This is a genomic window from Achromobacter sp. NCFB-sbj8-Ac1-l, from assembly GCF_052695805.1.
The window spans coordinates 5,300,427-5,320,307 of the sequence record NZ_CP199812.1 but is presented as its reverse complement, the minus strand read 5'-3'; the positions used below and the strand labels follow the sequence as shown (position 1 = coordinate 5,320,307).

The 19,881-nt window shown below is 67.7% G+C and carries 17 protein-coding genes; 10 read left to right on the top strand and 7 right to left on the bottom strand.

The window, feature by feature from the left end; genetic code table 11:
* The first annotated feature begins 155 nt into the window (after positions 1-155).
* The 3 genes from ACUDP5_RS24480 (at position 156) to ACUDP5_RS24470 (ending at position 3,007) form a co-directional block, all read left to right on the top strand.
* On the top strand, positions 156-650 hold the full coding sequence (locus tag ACUDP5_RS24480; RefSeq protein WP_445657416.1) for a CHRD domain-containing protein: 495 nt from the start codon (positions 156-158) through the stop codon (positions 648-650).
* A gap of 443 nt (positions 651-1,093) precedes the next feature.
* A complete protein-coding gene (locus tag ACUDP5_RS24475; RefSeq protein WP_445657415.1) occupies positions 1,094-1,483 on the top strand; it encodes a tripartite tricarboxylate transporter TctB family protein in 390 nt (129 codons plus the stop codon).
* A gap of 12 nt (positions 1,484-1,495) precedes the next feature.
* Complete coding sequence (locus ACUDP5_RS24470; protein WP_263910054.1) at positions 1,496-3,007, top strand: tripartite tricarboxylate transporter permease; 1,512 nt, start codon at positions 1,496-1,498, stop codon at positions 3,005-3,007.
* Between the two features lie 115 nt (positions 3,008-3,122).
* Here ACUDP5_RS24470 and ACUDP5_RS24465 read toward each other — a convergent pair whose 3' ends face one another.
* The 3 genes from ACUDP5_RS24465 to ACUDP5_RS24455 all read right to left on the bottom strand — a co-directional run bounded on the left by ACUDP5_RS24465 (position 3,123) and on the right by ACUDP5_RS24455 (position 5,373).
* Positions 3,123-3,581, bottom strand: coding sequence for a lysozyme inhibitor LprI family protein (locus tag ACUDP5_RS24465; protein WP_445657414.1), 459 nt, complete (start codon positions 3,579-3,581; stop codon positions 3,123-3,125).
* A 75-nt stretch (positions 3,582-3,656) separates the two neighbouring features.
* Positions 3,657-4,109, bottom strand: a complete 453-nt coding sequence (locus ACUDP5_RS24460) for a GNAT family N-acetyltransferase (protein WP_445657413.1) — start codon at positions 4,107-4,109, stop codon at positions 3,657-3,659.
* Between the two features lie 97 nt (positions 4,110-4,206).
* Complete coding sequence (locus tag ACUDP5_RS24455) at positions 4,207-5,373, bottom strand: mandelate racemase/muconate lactonizing enzyme family protein (RefSeq protein ID WP_445657412.1); 1,167 nt, start codon at positions 5,371-5,373, stop codon at positions 4,207-4,209.
* A gap of 154 nt (positions 5,374-5,527) precedes the next feature.
* Between ACUDP5_RS24455 and ACUDP5_RS24450 the strand changes: the two genes are divergently transcribed.
* Positions 5,528-6,439 carry a LysR family transcriptional regulator gene (locus tag ACUDP5_RS24450; protein ID WP_445657411.1) on the top strand — a complete coding sequence of 304 codons (912 nt, stop codon included), beginning with the start codon at positions 5,528-5,530 and terminating at the stop codon, positions 6,437-6,439.
* Positions 6,440-6,444: 5 nt separating this feature from the next.
* Here ACUDP5_RS24450 and ACUDP5_RS24445 read toward each other — a convergent pair whose 3' ends face one another.
* From ACUDP5_RS24445 to ACUDP5_RS24435, 3 genes are read right to left on the bottom strand one after another with little or no spacing between them, the layout of a single operon-like run.
* Entirely contained in the window at positions 6,445-6,795 is a 351-nt protein-coding gene (locus tag ACUDP5_RS24445; RefSeq protein ID WP_445657410.1) for a DOPA 4,5-dioxygenase family protein, read from the bottom strand.
* Positions 6,796-6,799: 4 nt separating this feature from the next.
* Positions 6,800-7,159, bottom strand: a complete 360-nt coding sequence (locus ACUDP5_RS24440) for a translation initiation factor Sui1 (RefSeq protein ID WP_175191240.1) — start codon at positions 7,157-7,159, stop codon at positions 6,800-6,802.
* Positions 7,160-7,206: 47 nt separating this feature from the next.
* Positions 7,207-8,109 carry a LysR substrate-binding domain-containing protein gene (locus ACUDP5_RS24435; RefSeq protein ID WP_445657409.1) on the bottom strand — a complete coding sequence of 301 codons (903 nt, stop codon included), beginning with the start codon at positions 8,107-8,109 and terminating at the stop codon, positions 7,207-7,209.
* 101 nt (positions 8,110-8,210) lie between these two features.
* Between ACUDP5_RS24435 and dkgB the strand changes: the two genes are divergently transcribed.
* The 3 genes from dkgB (at position 8,211) to ACUDP5_RS24420 (ending at position 11,159) form a co-directional block, all read left to right on the top strand.
* The gene (gene dkgB / locus ACUDP5_RS24430) at positions 8,211-9,014 is read left to right on the top strand and encodes a 2,5-didehydrogluconate reductase DkgB (protein WP_445657408.1); all 804 of its coding nucleotides are present in this window, start codon (positions 8,211-8,213) and stop codon (positions 9,012-9,014) included.
* A 70-nt stretch (positions 9,015-9,084) separates the two neighbouring features.
* Positions 9,085-9,975, top strand: coding sequence for an NAD-dependent epimerase/dehydratase family protein (locus ACUDP5_RS24425; RefSeq protein WP_445657407.1), 891 nt, complete (start codon positions 9,085-9,087; stop codon positions 9,973-9,975).
* A 134-nt stretch (positions 9,976-10,109) separates the two neighbouring features.
* Positions 10,110-11,159 carry an NADP(H)-dependent aldo-keto reductase gene (locus ACUDP5_RS24420; protein ID WP_445657406.1) on the top strand — a complete coding sequence of 350 codons (1,050 nt, stop codon included), beginning with the start codon at positions 10,110-10,112 and terminating at the stop codon, positions 11,157-11,159.
* A gap of 49 nt (positions 11,160-11,208) precedes the next feature.
* On the opposite strand, the gene ACUDP5_RS24415 is transcribed toward ACUDP5_RS24420, so the two are convergent.
* Entirely contained in the window at positions 11,209-15,135 is a 3,927-nt protein-coding gene (locus ACUDP5_RS24415; protein ID WP_445657405.1) for a molybdopterin-dependent oxidoreductase, read from the bottom strand.
* A gap of 390 nt (positions 15,136-15,525) precedes the next feature.
* On the opposite strand from ACUDP5_RS24415, the gene nirB reads away from it, so the two are divergent.
* From nirB to ACUDP5_RS24400, 3 genes are read left to right on the top strand one after another with little or no spacing between them, the layout of a single operon-like run.
* Positions 15,526-18,105, top strand: a complete 2,580-nt coding sequence (gene nirB / locus ACUDP5_RS24410; RefSeq protein ID WP_445657404.1) for a nitrite reductase large subunit NirB — start codon at positions 15,526-15,528, stop codon at positions 18,103-18,105.
* Positions 18,105-18,533, top strand: a complete 429-nt coding sequence (nirD, locus tag ACUDP5_RS24405) for a nitrite reductase small subunit NirD (RefSeq protein WP_263910070.1) — start codon at positions 18,105-18,107, stop codon at positions 18,531-18,533. Before nirB ends, nirD begins: the two co-directional genes overlap by 1 nt.
* Positions 18,534-18,558: 25 nt before the next feature.
* Complete coding sequence (locus tag ACUDP5_RS24400) at positions 18,559-19,812, top strand: nitrate- and nitrite sensing domain-containing protein (RefSeq protein WP_263910071.1); 1,254 nt, start codon at positions 18,559-18,561, stop codon at positions 19,810-19,812.
* The last annotated feature ends 69 nt before the right edge of the window (positions 19,813-19,881 follow it).

Genomic DNA, 19,881 nt, shown 5'->3' with positions numbered 1-19,881 from the left:
GTCCGCGCTACGATAGTCCCGCCGCAATCCGGCGGGATTTTTTTCGTTTGCCGCTTTTGTCCTTCTTTTCGTCCTAAAAAGGGATGCCCATGCTCCGCCGACGTCAGACCCTCTTCGCCTTGCTTCGACTGGTTGCGGGCGTGGCAGGACTTGCCATGACGCGGTCCGCCTGGTCGGGCGGTTTTGGCGTGGCGCCGACCGCCGCCGAACGCGGCGCATCGGCCCAGGGCGGCGGCGCCGCGCCGCGGCCCGACTTCATGTTCTTCGAAGCCTGGATCGACGCCAAGTACGTGGTGCCGCCGGTCAAGGCGCCGGCGGGCGGCTCGATGCGCGCCACGTTGTACACGGCCACCGGCGTGCTCGAATGGCGCGTGACGCTGGCCCGCATGACCGGGCCGGAAACGCAGGCCGCTTTCCACGGGCCCGCGACCGAGCACGAGAACGCGCCGGCCCTCATCGTGCTGCCGCCTTTCGTGCTGGAAGAAGACCGTGGCGCGCGGGAATTGCAAGGCCGCAGCACGTTGACCCCGGCGCAGATCGAAGACCTGATCGCCGAGCGCTGGTATGTCAGTGCGTCCACCGCGGCGCATCCCGAGGGTGAACTGCGCGGGCAGATCAAGACCTATCGGGGCGGGGTACACGGCGGCTGACTGCGCGCCGCATTTCAGCCCCGCTTTCCACCCGGGTTGTCCGCCCGGGTTTCCTCCCCATCATTCCCCTCCCGCTGCCGTTGTCCGCAGCGTCGGATCGGCCTGCGCGCTTCGTTTTCACCTTGCTGAAAACGGGGTCGTGCCTGACGGCTTCCTGAATTTTTTCATGCATTCAGAAATCAGTCAGCTTCATGTCACGCGACCTACGGGAAAGCGATAAGTCTTTCGCGCGTTCCGGCGCAAAAAGCGAAAGCAGATTGGAAGTGTCGATCTCTACTATCTGCCGAACTCGCCCGCAGCACCGAAATTTTCAGCGGAAAGACAGGCGGGTAAACCTGGCCGGTTGGAGAACCGGGCGGAAAAAAAACAAGCAAAAAGTGCCATCGCCTGGGAGGGCGTGTCTTATGTATCTAAGCAATAGAAACTTCGTTGCGGGGCTCTTCATGATCGCCTTCGCGTTGTTGTTCGGATTGGCGGCCACGAAATATCAGTTGGGGACGTTCAGCCGGTCCGGACCAGGGTTGTTCCCGCTGATGGTCAGTTCGCTGTTGGGGGTGATCGGCCTGATCACGGTGCTGCGCTCGCGCTTCGTGCCGCCGGTGCCGCTCAGCTACAGCTTCAAGAACATCGCCATCATCATGCTCAGCCTGTGCGGCTTTGCGGTGGTGTCCGGCTACATCAACATGATCGTCGGCATCGTGTTCCTGGTGTTCTGCTCGACGCTGGCGGGGACTTCGTATTCGGTGGTGCGCAATATCAAGATCTCGCTGGGCCTGATCGCGGTGGCGTTTGCCTTTCGCAATCTGCTCGGTCTTAACCTGCCCCTGTTCTGATGAGACGACGCCATGGATATCCTGACTAACCTCGCGTTCGGCTTCGAACACGCGCTGACCTTGCAGAACCTGATGTACTGCGCCATCGGCTGCGTGGTCGGCACCCTGGTCGGCCTGCTGCCGGGCCTGGGCCCGCTGTCCACCATCAGCCTGCTGTTGCCGCTGACCTATTCCATTCCCACCGGCGGCGCGCTGATCATGCTGGCCGGCATCTACTACGGCGCCCAATACGGCGACAGCGTCAGCGCCATCACCATGAAGATCCCGCATGCCAGCAGCATCGTGGCGTGTATCGACGGCTACCAGATGAACCTGAAGGGCAAGACCGGCCTGGCCTTGTTCACCGCGGGCGTCTCCAGCTTCATCGGCGGCACGGTCGCCATCGTGGTGTTGTCGACCATGGCGCCGGCGCTGGGCGAAGTGGGCCTGCTGTTCGGTCCGGCCGACTACTGCGCGCTGATGCTGCTGGGCTTTTTCTGCGTCAGCTTCGTCAGCAGCGGCAGCCTGCTCAACGGCCTGGCCATGGCCATGATCGGCATCCTGCTGGGCGTGATCGGCACCGACGTGAACAGCGGCGTGGCGCGCTACACGATGGACCTGGCGTTCCTGCAGGACGGCGTGGGGCTGATCAGCATCGCGCTGGGCTGCTTCGGCATCGCCGAAATCGTCAAGAACCTGGACAACCGCAATACGCTCACGCCGTTCAACGGCAAGATCAAGCTGATTCCGACGTGGCCCGAGTTCAAGCGCATCATCCCCAGCGCGTTGCGCGGCAGCGTGGTCGGTTCGGTGCTGGGCATCCTGCCCGGCGGCGGCCCCACCATCGCGCAGTTCGCCGCCTATGCCGCCGACAAGCGCTTCAGCAAGTATCGCGACGAAATCGGTAGCGGCGCCATCGAAGGCGTGGCCGGTCAAGCCGCGGCCGACGAAGCGGCCGCACGCACCAGCTTCATTCCGTTGATGGCCATCGGCATCCCCGAAAACGCCGTCATGGCGCTGATGCTGGCCGCATTCATCGTCAAGGGCATCCAGCCCGGCCCCAACATGATCGCCACCCACCCGGACCTGTTCTGGGGCCTGGTGGCCAGCATGTGGGTGGGCAACTGCTTCCTGCTGATCCTGAACGTGCCGCTGGTGCGCTACTGGCTGTCGGTGTTCAAGATCCCGTACACGGTGCTGTTCCCGGCGATCCTGTTCTTCTGCTGCATCGGCACGTTCAGCATCAACAACAACCTGGACGACATCTACATCACGGCGATCTTCGGCCTGATCGGCTATCTGTTCCTGCGCCTGGGCATGGAAGCGGCGCCGTTGATGCTGGGCTTCATCCTGGGCCCCATGCTGGAAGAGAACTTCCGTCGCGCCATGCTGCTCAGCCGCGGCGAGTTCGGCACGTTCTTCTCGCGTCCGATCAGCGGCACGCTGCTGGGCCTGATCGGTGCGGCGGTGGTGTGGCAGCTGGTGGTGTTCATGCGCAAGGCGCGCAAAGCCCCGGCGCTGGCCCCGCAGACCGCCGACCATTGAGGCCGCATGGCCCGGTCGACACGGCTTGCCGGGTGGACGGGGCCTGACGGATTGCCCTGGCGCGTGCCTCGCACGTGCTAGGGCCTGTGCGAGGCTCCTTCAGTGTGAACAGGCCCTAGGGCAGATAGGCCTGCCACTCCTGCAACTGCCCGGTTCGCTGTTGCGTTCTCTTGAGCAGGCAGGCCATCTGGTCTGCGTTGCGTCCGGTACCGGCCTGGTTGACCCCGTACCAGGCATCGCACTCGCTATCCCGAAAACGCACCCACTGCCGTTGGGCCTGGGTGAATTTCGTTTTCAGCGTGGGGTAGTCGATATCCTCGGTGCGAGGCTGCGACAGCCTTTTCAGCACCTGCTGGTAGACCTTGTTGAGATCACTATCGGCCGCCTCGTAGGCGGCCTGTGCCCGCATGTCGGTACAGATGGGCGAGTAGTCGTCCGCCTTGCAGTCCTGCGCCTGCGCGAGGGGCGCGGCGCTCAGGATGAGCGTGGCAAGGAGGCCATGGCAAAGTGTCGATCGCATGCGCATGTCGGCGGTGGGAGGGGAGATGGGCCGGGTGTCGAGCGGCAACTTCAAGCCGCTGATTATCGTCCATCCGGCCCAATGAGTCAGCGCCCCATGATGCGCGCGGCGGCCAGCGTCGACCCCGGATTATTCGTATTGATAGGCCAGTACGTCGTCGCCGGCCTCGTCCCGTTCGCCGGTGGCGACCCAGCCCAGATGCCGGTAAAAGCCGTAGGAACGCACGTGGGGATCTGCCGCGCAGCTCAGGAACAGCCGCGTGTGGCCCGCCTGCCGCAACATCGCCATGACCTGCGCGAGCAGGGCGCGGCCGATGCCCAGGCCTTCGTACGCCGGCAGCAGGGCCAGCACCATGATTTCACCGCTGTCGCGGTCGCCGAAGCAGTAGCCGGCCAGCACGCCGTCGGCCAACGCCACCACGCCGGGCAGCGCGCCGTCGCGGATACCGTCGGACCAGCTTTCCTGCGTGACGCCGACGGCGCGCAGGTCATCGGCCGAGAACGCGTTTTCACGGGTGCGGCCGCGCAGGTCGATGCAGGCGGCGGCGTCTTCGGGCCGGGCGGGGCGGTAGACGAGGTTCATGGCAAGGCAAGGAAAATGGAACAAGCCGAAGGATACCCGGGCTTGCCAGTCGCGCCCGCCGCTCCGCCAGGTCTTGGGGGCCCCCAACAGCAGGCCCTTATTCCGCCAACTTGTGCATCTCGGCGATCAGGTCCGACTTGCCCTCGAAGCCGATGCCGGGCAATTCCGGAAGCGTGACGTAGCCGTTGTCGACCCGCACGCCATCGGGAAAGCCGCCATACGGCTGGAACAGGTCGGGGTAGGATTCGTTGCCGCCCAGCCCCAGGCCGGCCGCGATGTTCAGCGACATCTGGTGGCCGCCATGCGGAATGCAGCGGCTGGCCGACCAGCCATGCTGGCGCAGCATGTCCAGCGTGCGCAGGTATTCCACCAGGCCGTAGCTGAGCGCGCAGTCGAACTGCAGCCAGTCGCGGTCGGGGCGCATGCCGCCGTAGCGGACCAGGTTGCGCGCGTCCTGCATCGAGAAGAGGTTTTCGCCCGTGGCCATCGGCTTGTCGTAGTAATTGCGCAAGGTGGCCTGCAGTTCGAAGTCCAGCGGGTCGCCGGCTTCTTCATACCAGAAGAGATCGTACTGCGACAGCGCCTTGGCGTACTGGATGGCGGTGTCCAGGTCGAAGCGGCCATTGGCGTCGACCGCCAGCTTGCGGCCGTCGCCCAGCACGCTCAGGATCGAGTCGATGCGGCGCAGGTCTTCGTCCAGCGAGGCGCCGCCGATCTTCTTTTTCACCACCGTGTAGCCGCGGTCGACGTAGCTGCGCATTTCGTCCTTGAGCTTGGCGTGGTCCTGCCCCGGGTAGTAGTAGCCCCCGGCCGCGTAGACGAACACGCGGCGGTCAGGTTGGCCGTTGCCATAGCGTTCGGCCAGCAGCTGGAACAGGGGCTTGCCCTCGATCTTGGCCACCGCGTCCCACACCGCCATGTCCAGCGTGCCGATGGCCACCGAGCGTTCGCCGTGGCCGCCGGGCTTTTCGTTGGTGTACATCGTGTTCCAGATGCGGTGCGGATCCAGGTTGTCGCCCGCGTCGTTCAACAGGCTGGCGGGGTCCGCTTCCAGCAGGCGGGGAATGAAGCGTTCGCGCATCAGCATGCCCTGGCCATAGCGGCCATTGGAATTGAAGCCGTAGCCGATCACGCGCTTGCCGTTGCGCACCACGTCTGTCACCACCGCCACCAGGCTCAGCGTCATCTTGCTGAAGTCGATGTAGGCGTTGCGGATGGGCGAACTGATGGGAACGGTCTTCTCGCGAATCTCGATGATTTTCATGCTGTCTCCTGGGCCGGGCGGCGGATGGGAAAACCGTAGATTATTCGCGTCTCCTCGCATTATGATTCGCTGGAAATCACATCTTTATTAACTTAAAGTGAATAAAGCCGCGCCCGGCATCGGGTGCGATAGTGCCTTCGCGCAAGGGCTTCCCATGAACCACGACCTGGCGTCTTCGCTGGAATTCTTCGTGCTGCTGGCCCGCCACGGCAATCTGTCGGCGGTGGCGCGCATGCTCGACCTGACCCCGCCCGCGGCCACCAAGCGCCTGGCGCAACTTGAAGCGCGGCTGGGCGTGCGGCTGGTGAACCGCACCACGCGCAGCATCAGCCTCACGCCCGAAGGCGAAACCTATCTGCACTACGCCACGCGCATCCTGGCCGATGTGCGCGAGATGGAAGACGTGGTGTCGTCCAGCCGCTCGGTGCCCAAGGGCCTGCTGCGCATCAATGCCACGCTGGGCTTCGGCCGCACCGCCATTGCGCCCATCGTGTCCGAATTCGCCGCGCGCCACCCGCAGGTCGAGGTGCAGCTGGACGTGACCGACCGCCCCATTGACCTGGTCGAAAGCGGGGTGGACCTGGGCATTCGTTTTGGCGCCTTGCCCGACCAGCGCCTGGTGGCCCGGCGCGTCCTGTCGAACCGGCGCTTCCTGTGTGCGGCGCCGCGCTACCTGGCGCAGCATGGCGAACCCGCCAGCCTGAAAGACCTTGAGCGGCACCAGTGCATCATCCACCGCCAGAACGAAGACGCCTATGGCGTGTGGCGCTTCACCCGCAACGGCCGCGCCGACACCGTAAAAGTGCACGGCGCGCTGTCCAGCAACGACGGCGACATCGTGCTGAACTGGGCGCTGGACGGCCACGGCATTTTGATCCGTTCGGAATGGGACCTGGCCAAGTACCTGGAAAGCGGCCGGCTGCGCGTGGTGCTGCCGGATTTCATCCTGCCGTCGGCGGACCTGTTCGTGTACTACCCCAGCAAGCGCAACCTGTCGGCGCGCACGCGCGCGTTCATCGATTTCCTGATGGCGCGGTTCGAGACGCCCGCGGCGTCAGCCGCCTAGCGTCGTCAGCCGCCCAGCGCGGCCAGGTTCAACACATGGCTATGCCCGATCCAGGCCGCGCAGTCGCGGTGGTCGCGCAGTGACTGGCCGGTGTTGGGGTGCAGGAACACGTCCAGCGCGCCATGGTTCAGCGTCAGCCACGTCATGACCTGATGCAGCGCGGCCGGCGCGAACGCGATCTGGTAGCTCCATTGCGGATGTGGGCCGACCGGGCGTTCATGGAAGCGGCCCATGTCGACCGTGTCGCCGAAGTGCGCGATGACCTGTTCGCGCAAGTTCCAGGCCGCGTCGCGGCTGTCGGCGTTGAAATAGACGTGGGCGTGCCAGCTGTCGACGAGTTCGGGGTTCAGGATCATGGCGTCAGCCTCCGGCGCGTTTGGCGCGGTGGCCCAGTTTGTTGAGTGCGTCCAGGATGCGGTCGCAGTGGTCGCCCTGGACTTCGATGATGCCGTCCTTGACGGTGCCGCCCGAGCCGCAGGCGGTGCGCAATTGCTTGCCCAGCGCGGCGAGCGCGTCGGCGTCCAGCGGCAGGCCTTTCACCACGGTCACGGCCTTGCCGCCGCGGCCCTTGGTTTCCCGCATGACGCGCACGCCGCCGGGGGCCGGGGCGGGGCGCGCTGGCGCCTGGCATTGGCAATCGGCAAGCGGGCGCCGGCAATCCGGGCACATCCGGCCGCCGTCGGTGGAATAGACGAGTCCGCCCTTGGAGCTGTTCTTCATGGTGTTGCGGGGTGAGGCAGGTTCAAGCGGCCATTATGCCGTACCGCCTACTCGTCAAAGCCACGCGGGCCCAGGGTGTCGGTCAGGTAGTCGATGAACGACTTGATGCGCGACGAGATCGCGGTGTTGCGGTAGTAGACCGCGTTGATCGGCTGGCGCACGTCCAGCGTCTGGCGCGCAAACAGCGGCTGCAAAGCGCCCGACTGGCGGTCGGCGCGGGTCATGAAGTCGGACAGGCAGACGATGCCGGCACCGTGCAGCGCCAGTTGCCGCAGGGTTTCGCCGCTGTGCGAACGGATGGCGGGCTGGATGTGCAGCGGTTCGCCGGTGCTGTCGGCCAGGGGCCATTGGTTCAGCGCTTCCAGCTGCGAGAAACCCAGCAGGGTATGGGCTTGCAGGTCGTCGATGCGCTTGGGCGTGCCGTGCGCGGCCAGGTAGGCGGGGCTGGCCAGCACTCGCACGCGGCTGCGGCCGATGGGCACGGCGTGCAGCGACGAATCCTTCAGGCTGCCGATGCGCAGCGCCAGGTCGGTACGGCGTTCGAGCAGGTCGATGTTGCCTTCGTTGCTGTTCAGTTCCAGCTCGACCTTGGGATAGCGCGCGCGGTAGCCCGGCACCAGCGGCACGATGACGTGCAGCATGAAGGGCGAGGCGGCGTCGACCCGCAGGCGGCCGGCCGGCTGGTTGCGGCGCGCGGTCATCAGTTCTTCGGTTTCCTCGACGGCGGCGATGATCTTCCTGGCCTGCTCCAGGTAGGCGCGGCCCTCTTCGGTCAGTTCCAGCCGGCGGGTGGTGCGGCGCATCAGCGTGGTCTGCAGCTTTTCTTCCAGCCGGCTCATGGTGCGGCTGGTGGCGGAAATGGTCTGCTGCAGCACATCGGCGGCGGCGGTGATCGAGCCGCTGTCCACGATGGCGATAAAGACCTGCATTTCGTCGAGTGTCGTCTTCATATTTGACGTTATATCAAAAGTATTTCGCCAATACAGGGCTTATTCCGCAAGTATCGCGCAGGCACACTGAACCCATTCCAACACTTATCCGGAGTTTTTACATGAGCATTCCGTCTTTTGGCGTGGGTACCTTCCGCCTGCAGGGCCAGGTCGTCATCGATTCGGTGCGCAACGCGCTGGACGTGGGCTACCGCGTCGTCGATACCGCCCAGATCTATGAAAACGAAGCCGAGGTCGGCCAGGCCATCGAGGCCAGCGGCGTGGCCCGAGGCGACCTGTTCCTGACCACCAAGATCTGGGTGCCCAACTACAGCCGCGCGAAACTGGTGCCCAGCCTGAAGGAAAGCCTGGCCAAGCTGCGCACTGATTACGTCGACCTGACCCTGATCCATTGGCCCGCGCCCGGCAATGGCGTGTCCGTGGCCGAATTCATGGCCGCGCTGGCCGACGCCCGCGAACAGGGCCTGACGCGCCAGATCGGCATTTCCAACTTCCCCATCGCCGAAACCCGCGAGGCCATCGCCGCCGTGGGCAAGGACGCCATCGCCACCAACCAGATCGAACTGAGCCCGTACCTGCAAAGCCCCACGCTGGTGAGCTTCCTGCAGGCGCAGGGCATTCACATCACCTCGTACATGACCCTGGCCTACGGCAAGGTGCTCAAGGACCCGGTGATCGGCCAGATCGCGCAGCGCCACAACGCCACGCCGGCCCAGGTGGCCCTGGCCTGGGCATTGCAGCGCGGCTTTGCCGTGATTCCATCGTCGACCAAGCGCGACAACCTGGCCAGCAACCTGCTGGCCCGCGACCTGCGCCTGACCGAGGACGACATGGCGCAGATCGCCGCGCTGGATCGCAACGGCCGTGAAGTCAGCCCCGACGGCCTGGCCGCCGCCTGGGATTGAGATCCGCCACGACTGGACCCCGGTGTCCGGGGCCTGGCCCGCGGACGCGGCACGCAAGGAGCAACGCATCATGAAGCTATTCATCACAGGCGCCAGCGGTTTCATCGGCGGCGCGGTGGCCGCCTCGATGGCCCGCGCCGGCCATCAGGTCCGCGGCCTGATCCGCAATCCGGAGCGGGCGGATGAGCTGCGCCGGTTCGGCATCGAACCCGTGCTGGGCACGCTGGACGACGTCGCGCGGCTCAAGGCCGAAGCGCAGGCCGCCGATGCCGTCATCAACGCGGCCAGCAGCGACCACCGCGGCGCGGTCGAAGCGCTGCTGGCCGGGCTGGCCGGCAGCGGCAAGGCGTTCATCCACACCAGCGGCAGCAGCCTGGTCAGCGACGACGCGCTGGGCGAGCCGGGGGACGCGGTGTTCGACGAAACCACGCCGGTCGACCCGGTGCCCGGCAAGGTGGCGCGCATTGCCATCAACGACCTGATCCTGGGCGCCGCGCCGGGCGTGCGCAGCGTCGTGCTGTGCCACAGCCTGATCTATGGTTCCACCGAGGCGCCGCGCGCGCAGAGCGTGCAGATTCCGCCGCTGGTGGCACAGGCCCGCGAAAGCGGCATCGCGCGGTACGTGGGCCGGGGCCTGAACCGCTGGTCCAACGTACACATTGCGGACGTGGCCGAGCTGTACCACCTGGCGCTGGCCCAGGCGCCGGCGGGCAGCTTCTATTTTGTCGAGAACGGCGAAACGGCCTTTGTCGACCTGGTGGGCGCGATTGCCCAGGCATTGAAGCTGGGGCCGGCCCAGGCCTGGGACCCCGTCCAGGCGGTGGCGTACTGGGGGCAGGACCTGGGCGCCTACGCGTTGGGATCCAACAGCCGGGTCCGGTCGGGCAAGGCGCGCCGGGAACTGGGCTGGGCGCCGCGGCACGGCGACGTGATCGCCTGGGTGCGCGACGCCATCGCGTAAGGCGGGGGCGCGCCCCATGCTCGGCGGGCCGGCCGTCCACGGGATGGCCCAACGGCCGGCCGCCGTCAGCAAAACGCCAACCGAGTTGCGGTAAGGTAATCGTTCCCCTTCAGTGACACCGCACGGAGCAGAACTTGAAATACCGCAAACTCGGCCGTACCGACCTGGACGTCAGCCTGATCGGCCTGGGCACCATGACCTGGGGCGAGCAGAATACCGAGGCCGACGCCCACCAGCAGCTGGATTACGCGCTGGAGCGCGGCATCAACCTGGTCGACGTGGCCGAGATGTACCCGGTGCCGCCCAAGCCCGAAACCCAGGGCCTGACCGAAACCTATATCGGCACCTGGCTGGCGCGCAGCAAGCGCCGCCAGGACATCGTGCTGGCCAGCAAGGTGGCCGGCCCGGTGCGCGACCCCAAACGCCCCGGCCACATCCGCGACGGCAAGACGTTCCTGGACCGCAAGAACCTGACCGAAGCGCTGGACGCCAGCCTGAAGCGCCTGCAGACGGACTACCTGGACCTGTACCAGCTGCACTGGCCCGACCGCACCACCGCGACCTTCGGCCAGCTGTCGTACCCCTGGGTCAAGGACGACCACACCGTGCCGATCGAAGAAACCCTGTCGGTCTTGCAGGATTTCGTGCGCGCCGGCAAGGTGCGCCACGTGGGCGTGTCCAACGAAACGCCGTGGGGCGTGTCGCAATTCCTGAAGGCGTCCGACAACCTGGGCCTGCCGCGCATCGCGTCCATTCAAAACGCCTACAGCCTGCTCAACCGCGTGTATGAAATCGGCCTGTCCGAATTCACCCACCACGAAGGCGTGGGCCTGTTGGCCTATTCGCCGCTGGCGATGGGCATGCTGTGCGGCAAGTATCTGGACGGCGCCCGTCCGGCCAATGCGCGGCTGACGCTGTACACGCGCTTCACGCGCTACAGCAATCCGCAGGCCGAGGCCGCCACCCGCGAATACGTCGAACTGGCGCGCCAGCACGGCGTGTCGCCCACGCACCTGGCGTTGGCCTGGATCAACCAGCGCCCGTTCGTCACCAGCAACCTGATCGGCGCCACCAACCTCGATCAACTCAAGGAAAATATCGACAGCGTCGATGTGGACCTGTCGGCCGACGTGCTCAAGGCCATCGACCAGATCCACGTGCGCCACCCGAATCCGGCGCCCTGATCCCGCTTGCCGGGGACGAGGGCCGCCCGCGCGACCCCCGTTCCCGCGGTCAATACACATCCCGCACGTACCGCTTGTCCGCCGCCATGCCGGCGACGTAGGCGGTGGCTGCGTCGGCGTCCATGCCGCCATGGTCTGCCACGACCTGCCGCAGCGCGGCGTCCACGTCCTTGGCCATGCGGCTGGCATCGCCGCACACATAGAAGTGCGCGCCCGCGTCCAGCCACGCCCATAGCTGCGCGCCTTGTTCGCGCATGCGGTCCTGCACGTAGATCTTGGCCGCCTGGTCGCGTGAAAACGCCAGGTCCAGCCGGGTGAGCAGGCCCTGACGCTGCAACGCCTCCAGTTCCTCGCGATAGTAGAAGTCGCTGGCCGCGTGCTGTTCGCCGAAGAACAGCCAGTTGCGGCCCGGGTCGCCGCGCGCCTGGCGTTCTTGCAGGAACGCGCGAAACGGTGCGACGCCCGTGCCCGGGCCCACCATGATCATCGGCGTGTCGCCGCCCTGCGGGGGACGGAAGTGGCGCGTCGGCTGCACGAAGATCGGCACGTCCACGCTGCCCGCGCGGTCGGCCAGGAATGTGGACGACACCCCCTTGCGGGTGCGCCGGCCGTTGTCGTAGCGCACGGCCGAGACGGTCAGGTGGACGTGCCCGGGGTACGCCTTGGGGCTGGACGAAATGGAGTACAGCCGCGGCTGAAGGCGCTTCAGGACACCCAGCCATTCGCCGGCGGACAATGCCGCCGGGTAGGCGTGCAGCACGTCGGCCAATTGCTTGCCCCACAGCCATTGCTGCAGGTCGGCGCGATGCGTCTCGTGCAGCAACCGGCGCAGGCCCGGGTCGCGGGTGCGCTCGGCGATCAACGCCAGGGCGGCGGGCGCGGGCCGCGCGATCTCGTAATGCCGGGCCCAGGCCTGGGCCAGCGACATGTCGCCGACGCCCGGCACCGTGACGAGGGTATCGGGCGACAGGCGGGTCTGCGCCAGCAGTTCGAGCACCAGTTCGGGACAGTTCTCGGGCCACACGCCCAGCGCGTCGCCGGCCTCGTACGCCAGGCCGGTTTCACCGATATCCAGCGCGAAGGCGCGCGTGTCCTTGGCGCCGCCGGCGGTATTCAGGCGTCGGTTCTGGACCAGGCGGGCCAGGGCGGGGCGGGTTTTGGACGGGGCCGGGTGAGAGGGCCCGGCGTTGCCCGGCGCGGCGGCAGCGGGCCAGTCGTCCTCGGCCGTCCGCGACGCGGCGATGTCGTCGGGCGGGACGCCCGGTGCGCAATGCGCGCGCGGATTGCCCTCGGCCGTGCGAATGGCGGCCACCACATCCGCCAGCCAGGCGTCGGCAGGAGCCTCGAAATCCGTATCGCAATCGACCCGCGCCACCAGCCGCCGTGCGCCCAGCGCTTGCAGCCGTGCATCCAGGTTGCGGCCATGGCCGCAGAAGGCGGCATAGTTGCTGTCGCCCAGCGCCAGCACCGCGTAGCGCACCGATGCCAGCGATGGCGCGTCAGTCGTCGCCAGCGCGCGCCACAGGTCCTGGCCGTTGTCGGGCGCATCTCCATCGCCGAAGGTGCTGCTGATGAGCAGCAGGTAGGGGTTGCGCGTCAGCATGTCCGCGGTCACGTCGGCCATGCAGGCCGTGCGCAACTGAAAGCCGGCCTCCAACAAGGCGTTGGCATGGCGTTCCACCAGCGCTTCGGCGTTGCCGGTCTGCGAGGCCCACAGGAGCGTCACGCGGGGGCGGGGGCCGATGATATGGACGGCACCGGCCGTCAAGGTTTCGGCTGCGGCCGCCTCGTCCGACGCCCTGGCCTTGGGCGCGGCGGCCGCCACCCGGCACAGCGCCACCGCGCAGTATTTCAGTTCGGGCTGCTGCGACACCGGGTCGATGGCGTCGTGGGTTACCGCGTTGATGCACAGGTCGTCGCCGTACACGTCGTTCCAGTGCATGGGGGCAAAGCACTGGCCGGGCTGCACCCGGTCGGTGATCGTCGCCGGCAGCACCGCGCGGCCGCGGCGCGAGCGCACTTGCACGCGGTCCCCCGCGCCGATGCCCAGGGCCTGGGCGTCGTCGGGATGCATCTCGATGAAAGGGCCGGGGTTGAGCTTGTTCAGCATCGGCACTTTGCCGGTCTTGGTCAGCGTGTGCCACTGGTGTTGCACGCGCCCGGTGTTCAGCACCAATGGGTACTCGTCATCGGGCAGCTCGGCCGGGTCGACGTGCGGCCGCGCGAAGAACTGCGCCCGGCCGCTGGCGGTGGCGAACGCCAGGCGCGGGCGCGTGCCGTCCGCGTCCTCACGCAGCGTCTGGCTGACGCCATCGTTCAGGTAGCGGATCGGATTGCGTACGGGGCCGTCGGGTCGTGCACAGGGCCATTGCAGCGGGGTATCGCGCAGCCGCGCATGGCTGGCGCCGCGCAGGTCGTAACCGGTGGCGGGGTTGAAGAAGCCGGTGATTTCCTCGAACACTTCGGCCGCGCTGGCGTAGGTGAAGGCGTGGCCGTAGCCCATCTCGCAGGCGACGTCGGCGATGAGTCGCCAGTCGGGCGCGGCATCGCCTGGCGGCGGCACGGCTTGCGGCATCAACGTCAGGGTGCGCTCGGAATTGATCATCACGCCATCGGCCTCGGCCCACAGCGCGCCGGGCAGCAGGATGTCGGCGTAGCGATTGGTCTCGGTGTCCAGGTAGGCATCCTGCGTGATCACCAGTTCGGCCGCGCGCAGGCCGGCCACCACGGTCTGGCGATTGGCGACGCTGGCCACGGGGTTGGTGCAGATGATCCAGCAGGCCTTGACCTCGCCCTGCGCCATGCGCTGGAACAGGTCGATGGTGCCCTTGCCCAGGCGCGTGTGCAGCGTGCCGGCCGCCACCCCCCAGCGCTGTTCGACAAAGGCGCGGTCGTCGGCCGACAGCACGCTGCGCTGGCCCGGCAGGCCCGGCCCCATGTAGCCCATCTCGCGCCCGCCCATGGCGTTGGGCTGACCCGTCAGCGAAAACGGGCCGCTGCCCGGGCGGCAGATCGCGCCGGTGGCCAGGTGCAGGTTGCACAGCGCGTTGGTGTTCCAGGTGCCATGGGTGCTCTGGTTCAGGCCCATGGTCCAGCAGCTCATCCATTGCCCCGCCGCGCCGATCCACTCGGCCGCCTGGCGCAGTTGCGCGGCGGGCAGGCCGGTGATGGCCTCGACCCGTTCGGGCGCGTAGTCCGCCAGGAACGCGGGCATCGCGTCCCAGCCGTCGGTGCAGGCGGCGATGAAGGCGGCGTCGGTCTTGCCGGCCTGGTGCAACAGGTGCAGCAGGCCATTGAGCAGGGCCAGGTCGGTGCCCGGGCGGATGGCCAGGTGCAGCCCGGCCTTCTCGGCCGTGACGGTGCGGCGCGGGTCCACCACGATCAGGCGCGCGCCGGCCTTCACGCGGTCCATCATGCGCAGGTACAGGATGGGATGGCAGTCGGCCATGTTGGCGCCGATGACCAGGAAAAGGTCGGCGCGGTCGATGTCCTGGTACGAGCCGGGCGGCCCGTCGGCGCCCAGCGACAGCTTGTAGCCGCTGCCGGCGCTGGCCATGCACAGGCGCGAATTCGATTCGATATTGTTGGTGCCGATGAAACCCTTGGCCAGCTTGTTGGCCAGGTACTGGGCTTCGATCGACATCTGCCCCGACACATACAGCGACACCGCGTCGGGGCCGTGGGTATCGATGATGGCGCGCAGCCGCCGTGCGGTGTCCTGCACGGTGTCGCACAGGGGGCGCGGCACGGGGTCCTGATCGCGCTGCAACCGCGCGCAGGCGTGTTCCAGCCGCCCCGACTGGCGCAATGCGACGTGGGCCGACGCGCCCTTGGTGCACAGGCGGCCGGCGTTGCCGGGATGCTCGCGGTTGCCGGTGATCTTCACCACCTGTTCGCCCTGCACGTGCAGGGTCATGCCGCAGCCCACGCCGCAATAGGGGCAGACGGTGTCTACGGTGCGCAGGCTGCCGTTCATGCTCGCTTCCAAAAAAAATGCGCCCTGCCGGTGCGGCCGCAGGGCCGGACGGGCAGGGCGCCATTGCCCTGGTGCCCGGCGTCGCCGGGTCGATACGGCATTCGATGCAAGTTCCATGCCAGTGGCGGTTCGCCCGGGGAACCGGGGGTGGTTCGCGCACGGCGGTGCGCGTCTGCACCGGGATGGTGCGAGAGCGACCCGTTCAGGTGCGTGGCGGGCAGCGTCGCGGGCCGCATCCGGGCGCAAAGCCGATGGCACGCTTATTGCTTTGAAATCCATACCGGGCCCGAGTCCGGCCAGACAACGCATGCAGTGCAGGCAACGGCGCCCGGACCCTCCAGTCCCGGGCGCCGTTTGTCTTTTCGAAACCCAAATGGCAGCTGAAACCCCATGAGCACAGCGACTTCCTCGAATTCCATGCAGACCCTGATCGTCATCGGCAACGGCATGGTCGGCCATCACTGCGTCGAGCAGCTGGTGGAACGCGGCGCGCTCGCACGCTGGCGCATCGTGGTGTTCGGCGAAGAAACCCGCCGCGCCTATGACCGCGTGCATCTGTCCGAATACATCGGCGGGCGCGATGCGGAATCGATGGCGATGGGCGAGGCCGCCTTCTACGAGCAGCCGGGCCTGACGCTGCGCCTGGGCACGCCCGTGCTGCGCATCGACCGCCAGCAGCGCCAGGTGGTCACGGCCGACGGTAGCCATCCCTACGACAAGCTGGTGCTGGCTACGGGGTCGTACCCGTTCGTGCCGCCCATCGCGGGCGCGCAAGGCGCTTCCCGCCTGGTCTACCGCACGCTGGACGATCTGGACCGCATTCGCGAGGCGGCCGACGGCGCGCGCCGCGGCGTGGTGGTGGGCGGCGGCCTGCTGGGGCTGGAAGCGGCCAACGCGCTGAAGTCGCTGGGGCTGGAGGCGCACGTGGTGGAATTCGCGCCGCGCCTGATGCCGGTGCAGCTGGATGAAGCCGGTGGCGCGGCGCTCAAGGCGCGCATCGAAGCGCTGGGCGTAGGCGTGCATCTGGCGCGCGCCACCCAGGAAATCAAGGACGGCACGCAGTACCGCTACCGCATGCGCTTTGCCGAAGGCGCGCCGCTGGAAACCGACCTGATCGTGTTCTCGGCCGGCATCCGCCCCCAGGACGCGCTGGCGCGCCACGCCGGGCTGGCGGTGGCCGAGCGCGGCGGCATCGCGGTTGACGGCCAGTGCCGCAGCAGCGATCCGAACATCTACGCCATCGGCGAGTGCGCGGCGTTCAATGGGGCCATCTTCGGCCTGGTGGCGCCCGGCTACCAGATGGCGCGCACCGCGGCTGCGGACCTGTGCGGCGACGATGCCGCGGCCTTCCAGGGCGCCGACATGTCCACCAAGCTCAAGCTGCTGGGCGTGGACGTGGGTTCGATCGGCGACGCGCACGGCACCACACCCGGCGCGCGCAGCTACCGCTATATCGACGAGGCCGGCGCCTCGTACCGCCGGCTGGTGGTGTCCGAAGACGGCAAGCGCGTGCTGGGCGCCGTGCTGGTGGGCGACAACAGCTATTACGACACGCTGCTGCAATACGCGCAGAACGGCATCGCGCCGCCCAAGGATCCGGCCAGCCTGATCCTGCCCGTGGGCCAGGGCGCGCCCACGCTGGGCGTGGATGCGCTGCCCCTGGCGGCCACCGTCTGTTCGTGCCACAACGTCAGCAAGGGCGCGATCTGCGACGCGCTGGACGGCGGCTGTTCGGACCTGGGCGGCGTCAAGGCCTGCACCAAGGCGGCCACGGGGTGCGGCGGCTGCTCGGCGTTGCTCAAGCAGGTCGTGGAGCACGAGCTTGCGCGCCGCGGCGTGGCCGTGGACAAGAGCCTGTGCGAACACTTCGCCCATACCCGGCAGGAACTCTACGCCATCGTGCGGGTGCAGGGCATTGAATCGTTCGAGGAACTGTTGGCCCGCCATGGCCGCGGCCACGTCGGCTGCGACATCTGCAAGCCGACGGTGGCGTCGATCCTGGCGTCGTGCTGGAACCGGCCGATCCAGGACCCGCATCTGGTGCCGCTGCAGGACACCAACGACACCTTCATGGCCAATATGCAGAAGAACGGCACCTATTCGGTGGTGCCGCGCATCCCCGGCGGCGAGGTCACGCCCGATGGCCTGATCGCCATCGGCGCCGTGGCCAAGAAGTACCGGCTGTACACCAAGATCACGGGCGGCCAGCGCATCGACCTGTTCGGCGCGCAACTGCACGAGCTGCCGGACATCTGGGCCGAACTGATCGCCGCCGGCTTCGAGACCGGCCACGCCTACGGCAAGTCCACCCGTACCGTGAAGTCCTGCGTGGGCAGCACCTGGTGCCGCTATGGCGTGCAGGACAGCGTGGCCATGGCGCTGCGCATCGAAGACCGCTACAAGGGCCTGCGCGCGCCGCACAAGCTCAAGTTCGCGGTGTCCGGCTGCACCCGCGAATGCGCCGAGGCGCAAAGCAAGGACATCGGCGTCATCGCCACCGAAAACGGCTGGAACCTGTACGTGTGCGGCAACGGCGGCATGCGGCCGCGCCACGCCGAGCTGTTCGCGCAGGACCTGGACGACGCCACCCTGATCCGCTACATCGACCGCCTGCTGATGTTCTACATCCGCACCGCCGACAAGCTGCAGCGCACCTCGGTGTGGCGCGAGTCGCTCGAGGGCGGACTGGACTACCTGAAGGCGGTGGTCATCGACGACAGCCTGGGCCTGGGCGCCGAACTCGAAGCGCAGATGCAGGCCGTGGTGGACCGCTACGAATGCGAATGGGCCAACGCCCTGTCCGACCCGGAAAAGCTCAAGCGCTTTCGCACCTTCGTCAACCGCGCGGGGGGAGACCCCGACATCCGCTTCGTGCAGGAGCGAGGCCAGCCGCGCCCCGCGCCGCTGGCGCAAGAGGCCGCCGCGCGTGCCACGGCACGTGTCATTCCGATCAACGAGGAGATTGCCTGATGCCCCCGCCGACCGCTGCCCGCGCGGCTGTACCGACTGATACGCCCGCCACGCCGACCCGCCCGACCGAGGCGACCCATCCGGCCACCGCATGGCAACCGGCCTGCACGCGCCGCGACCTGGTTGCCAATTCCGGCGTGGTGGCGCTGGTGGGCCAATGCCAGGTGGCGGTGTTCTACCTGCCCGACGCCGCCGGCCCGACGCTGTATGCCCTCGACAACCGCGACCCGAAGTCCGGCGCCAACGTGATCGGCCGCGGCATCGTCGGCCACCTGGGCGGCGAGCTGGTGGTGGCCTCGCCGCTGTACAAGCAGCATTTCCGGCTGCGCGACGGCGCCTGCGTGGAATACCCTGATCAGTCCCTGCGTGCCTGGCCCGTGCGCTTCAATGGCGACGCGGTGGAAATCGCGCCGCCGGTCGCGCCATGACGCCCCCCCGATGAGCCCATACGCCATGCCCCCCACGCTGCGCTTTCTGCTCGCCGCCCGCCGCAGCGAACTGCACGGGCTGGAAACGCTGGCCAGCACCTGTGAACTGGCCACGCGCGTCAGCAAGCTGGCGCACGTGCTGCAAAAGGAACGGGGCTGCTCCAACCTGTATCTGTGTGGCGGCTCGGACGCGCTGCGGCCGACGCTGGCCGGATTGAGCTCGGACGCGTCCGCCGTCGAAGAAGAGGTGCGCCGCTTCCTGGACCGGCTCGAACCCGACGTGACCCGCAGCGCCGGCAAGGCGCGGCTGCTGAACTGCGTGGCCTATGCGCTGTACCGGCTGGATGAACTGCCGCGCCTGCGCGGCCGCATCCGCGACCGCCGCGTGGTGGCCGAGGAGGCCGGCGCCGCGTTCACCCGCCTGATCGCCAGCCTGTTCGCGCTGGTGTTCGAAGCCGCCGATTCGTCGCTGGACGCGGGGGTGACGCAGCTGCTGGTGGCGTTGTTGAACTTCATGCAGGGCAAGGAATTGTGCGGCCAGGAAAGGGCCCACGGCGTCATGGGCTACACCGCCGGCTTTTTCACCGAGCCGCAAAAGGTCCGCCTGCTGGAACTGGCCGATCTGCAAAAGCGTTGCTTCGACGGCTTTGCGCAATGCGCCGCGCCCGACGCGCTGGCCGCCTGGGAACAACTGGCGCCTGGCGCCGGCCAGGTGCAGCGCCTGCGCGACATGGCGCTGCGCACGTCGGAGGCGGCACGCGTGGACGCGGGGCTGGCCGAGGTATGGTTCGGCGTCTGCACCGAGCGCATCGACGCCATGCGCGCGGTGGAAAGCCTGCTGGCCGAAGCGCTGACGCTGCAATGCCACCGCCGGATCGTGGAAACCCGCGCTGAACTCGACAACCATCGCCTGCTGCTGAACCGCTTCGCTGACCAGGCCCGCGACGACGCGCCCGCCATGCTGTTCAAGCTGCAAGGCCGCATCCTGGACGTGCCGCCCGAAGACGGCGTGGGCGAGGAAATGGAACGGTCCATCCTGGACCTGATGCGCGAACAGGCGCTGCGCCTGCGGCAATCCGACGACGCGCTGGCGCTGGCGCGCGGCGCGCTGGAAGAACGCAAGCGGGTGGAACGCGCCAAATGGCTGCTGGTCAGCCGCTATGGCGTTAGCGAGCAGGCCGCGCACGACCGCTTGCAGCGCGCGGCGATGGACCAGCGGCGATCGCTGGACGAGATCGCGCGGCAGGTGCTGGCCGAGCTGGAAACGGCGGCGCCTTGATGGCCGGGCGGACCGGGAGCGGCGCCGGCCGGGGGGCCGCCTGGGCGGCAGGCAGGTCATCGGGGCGCA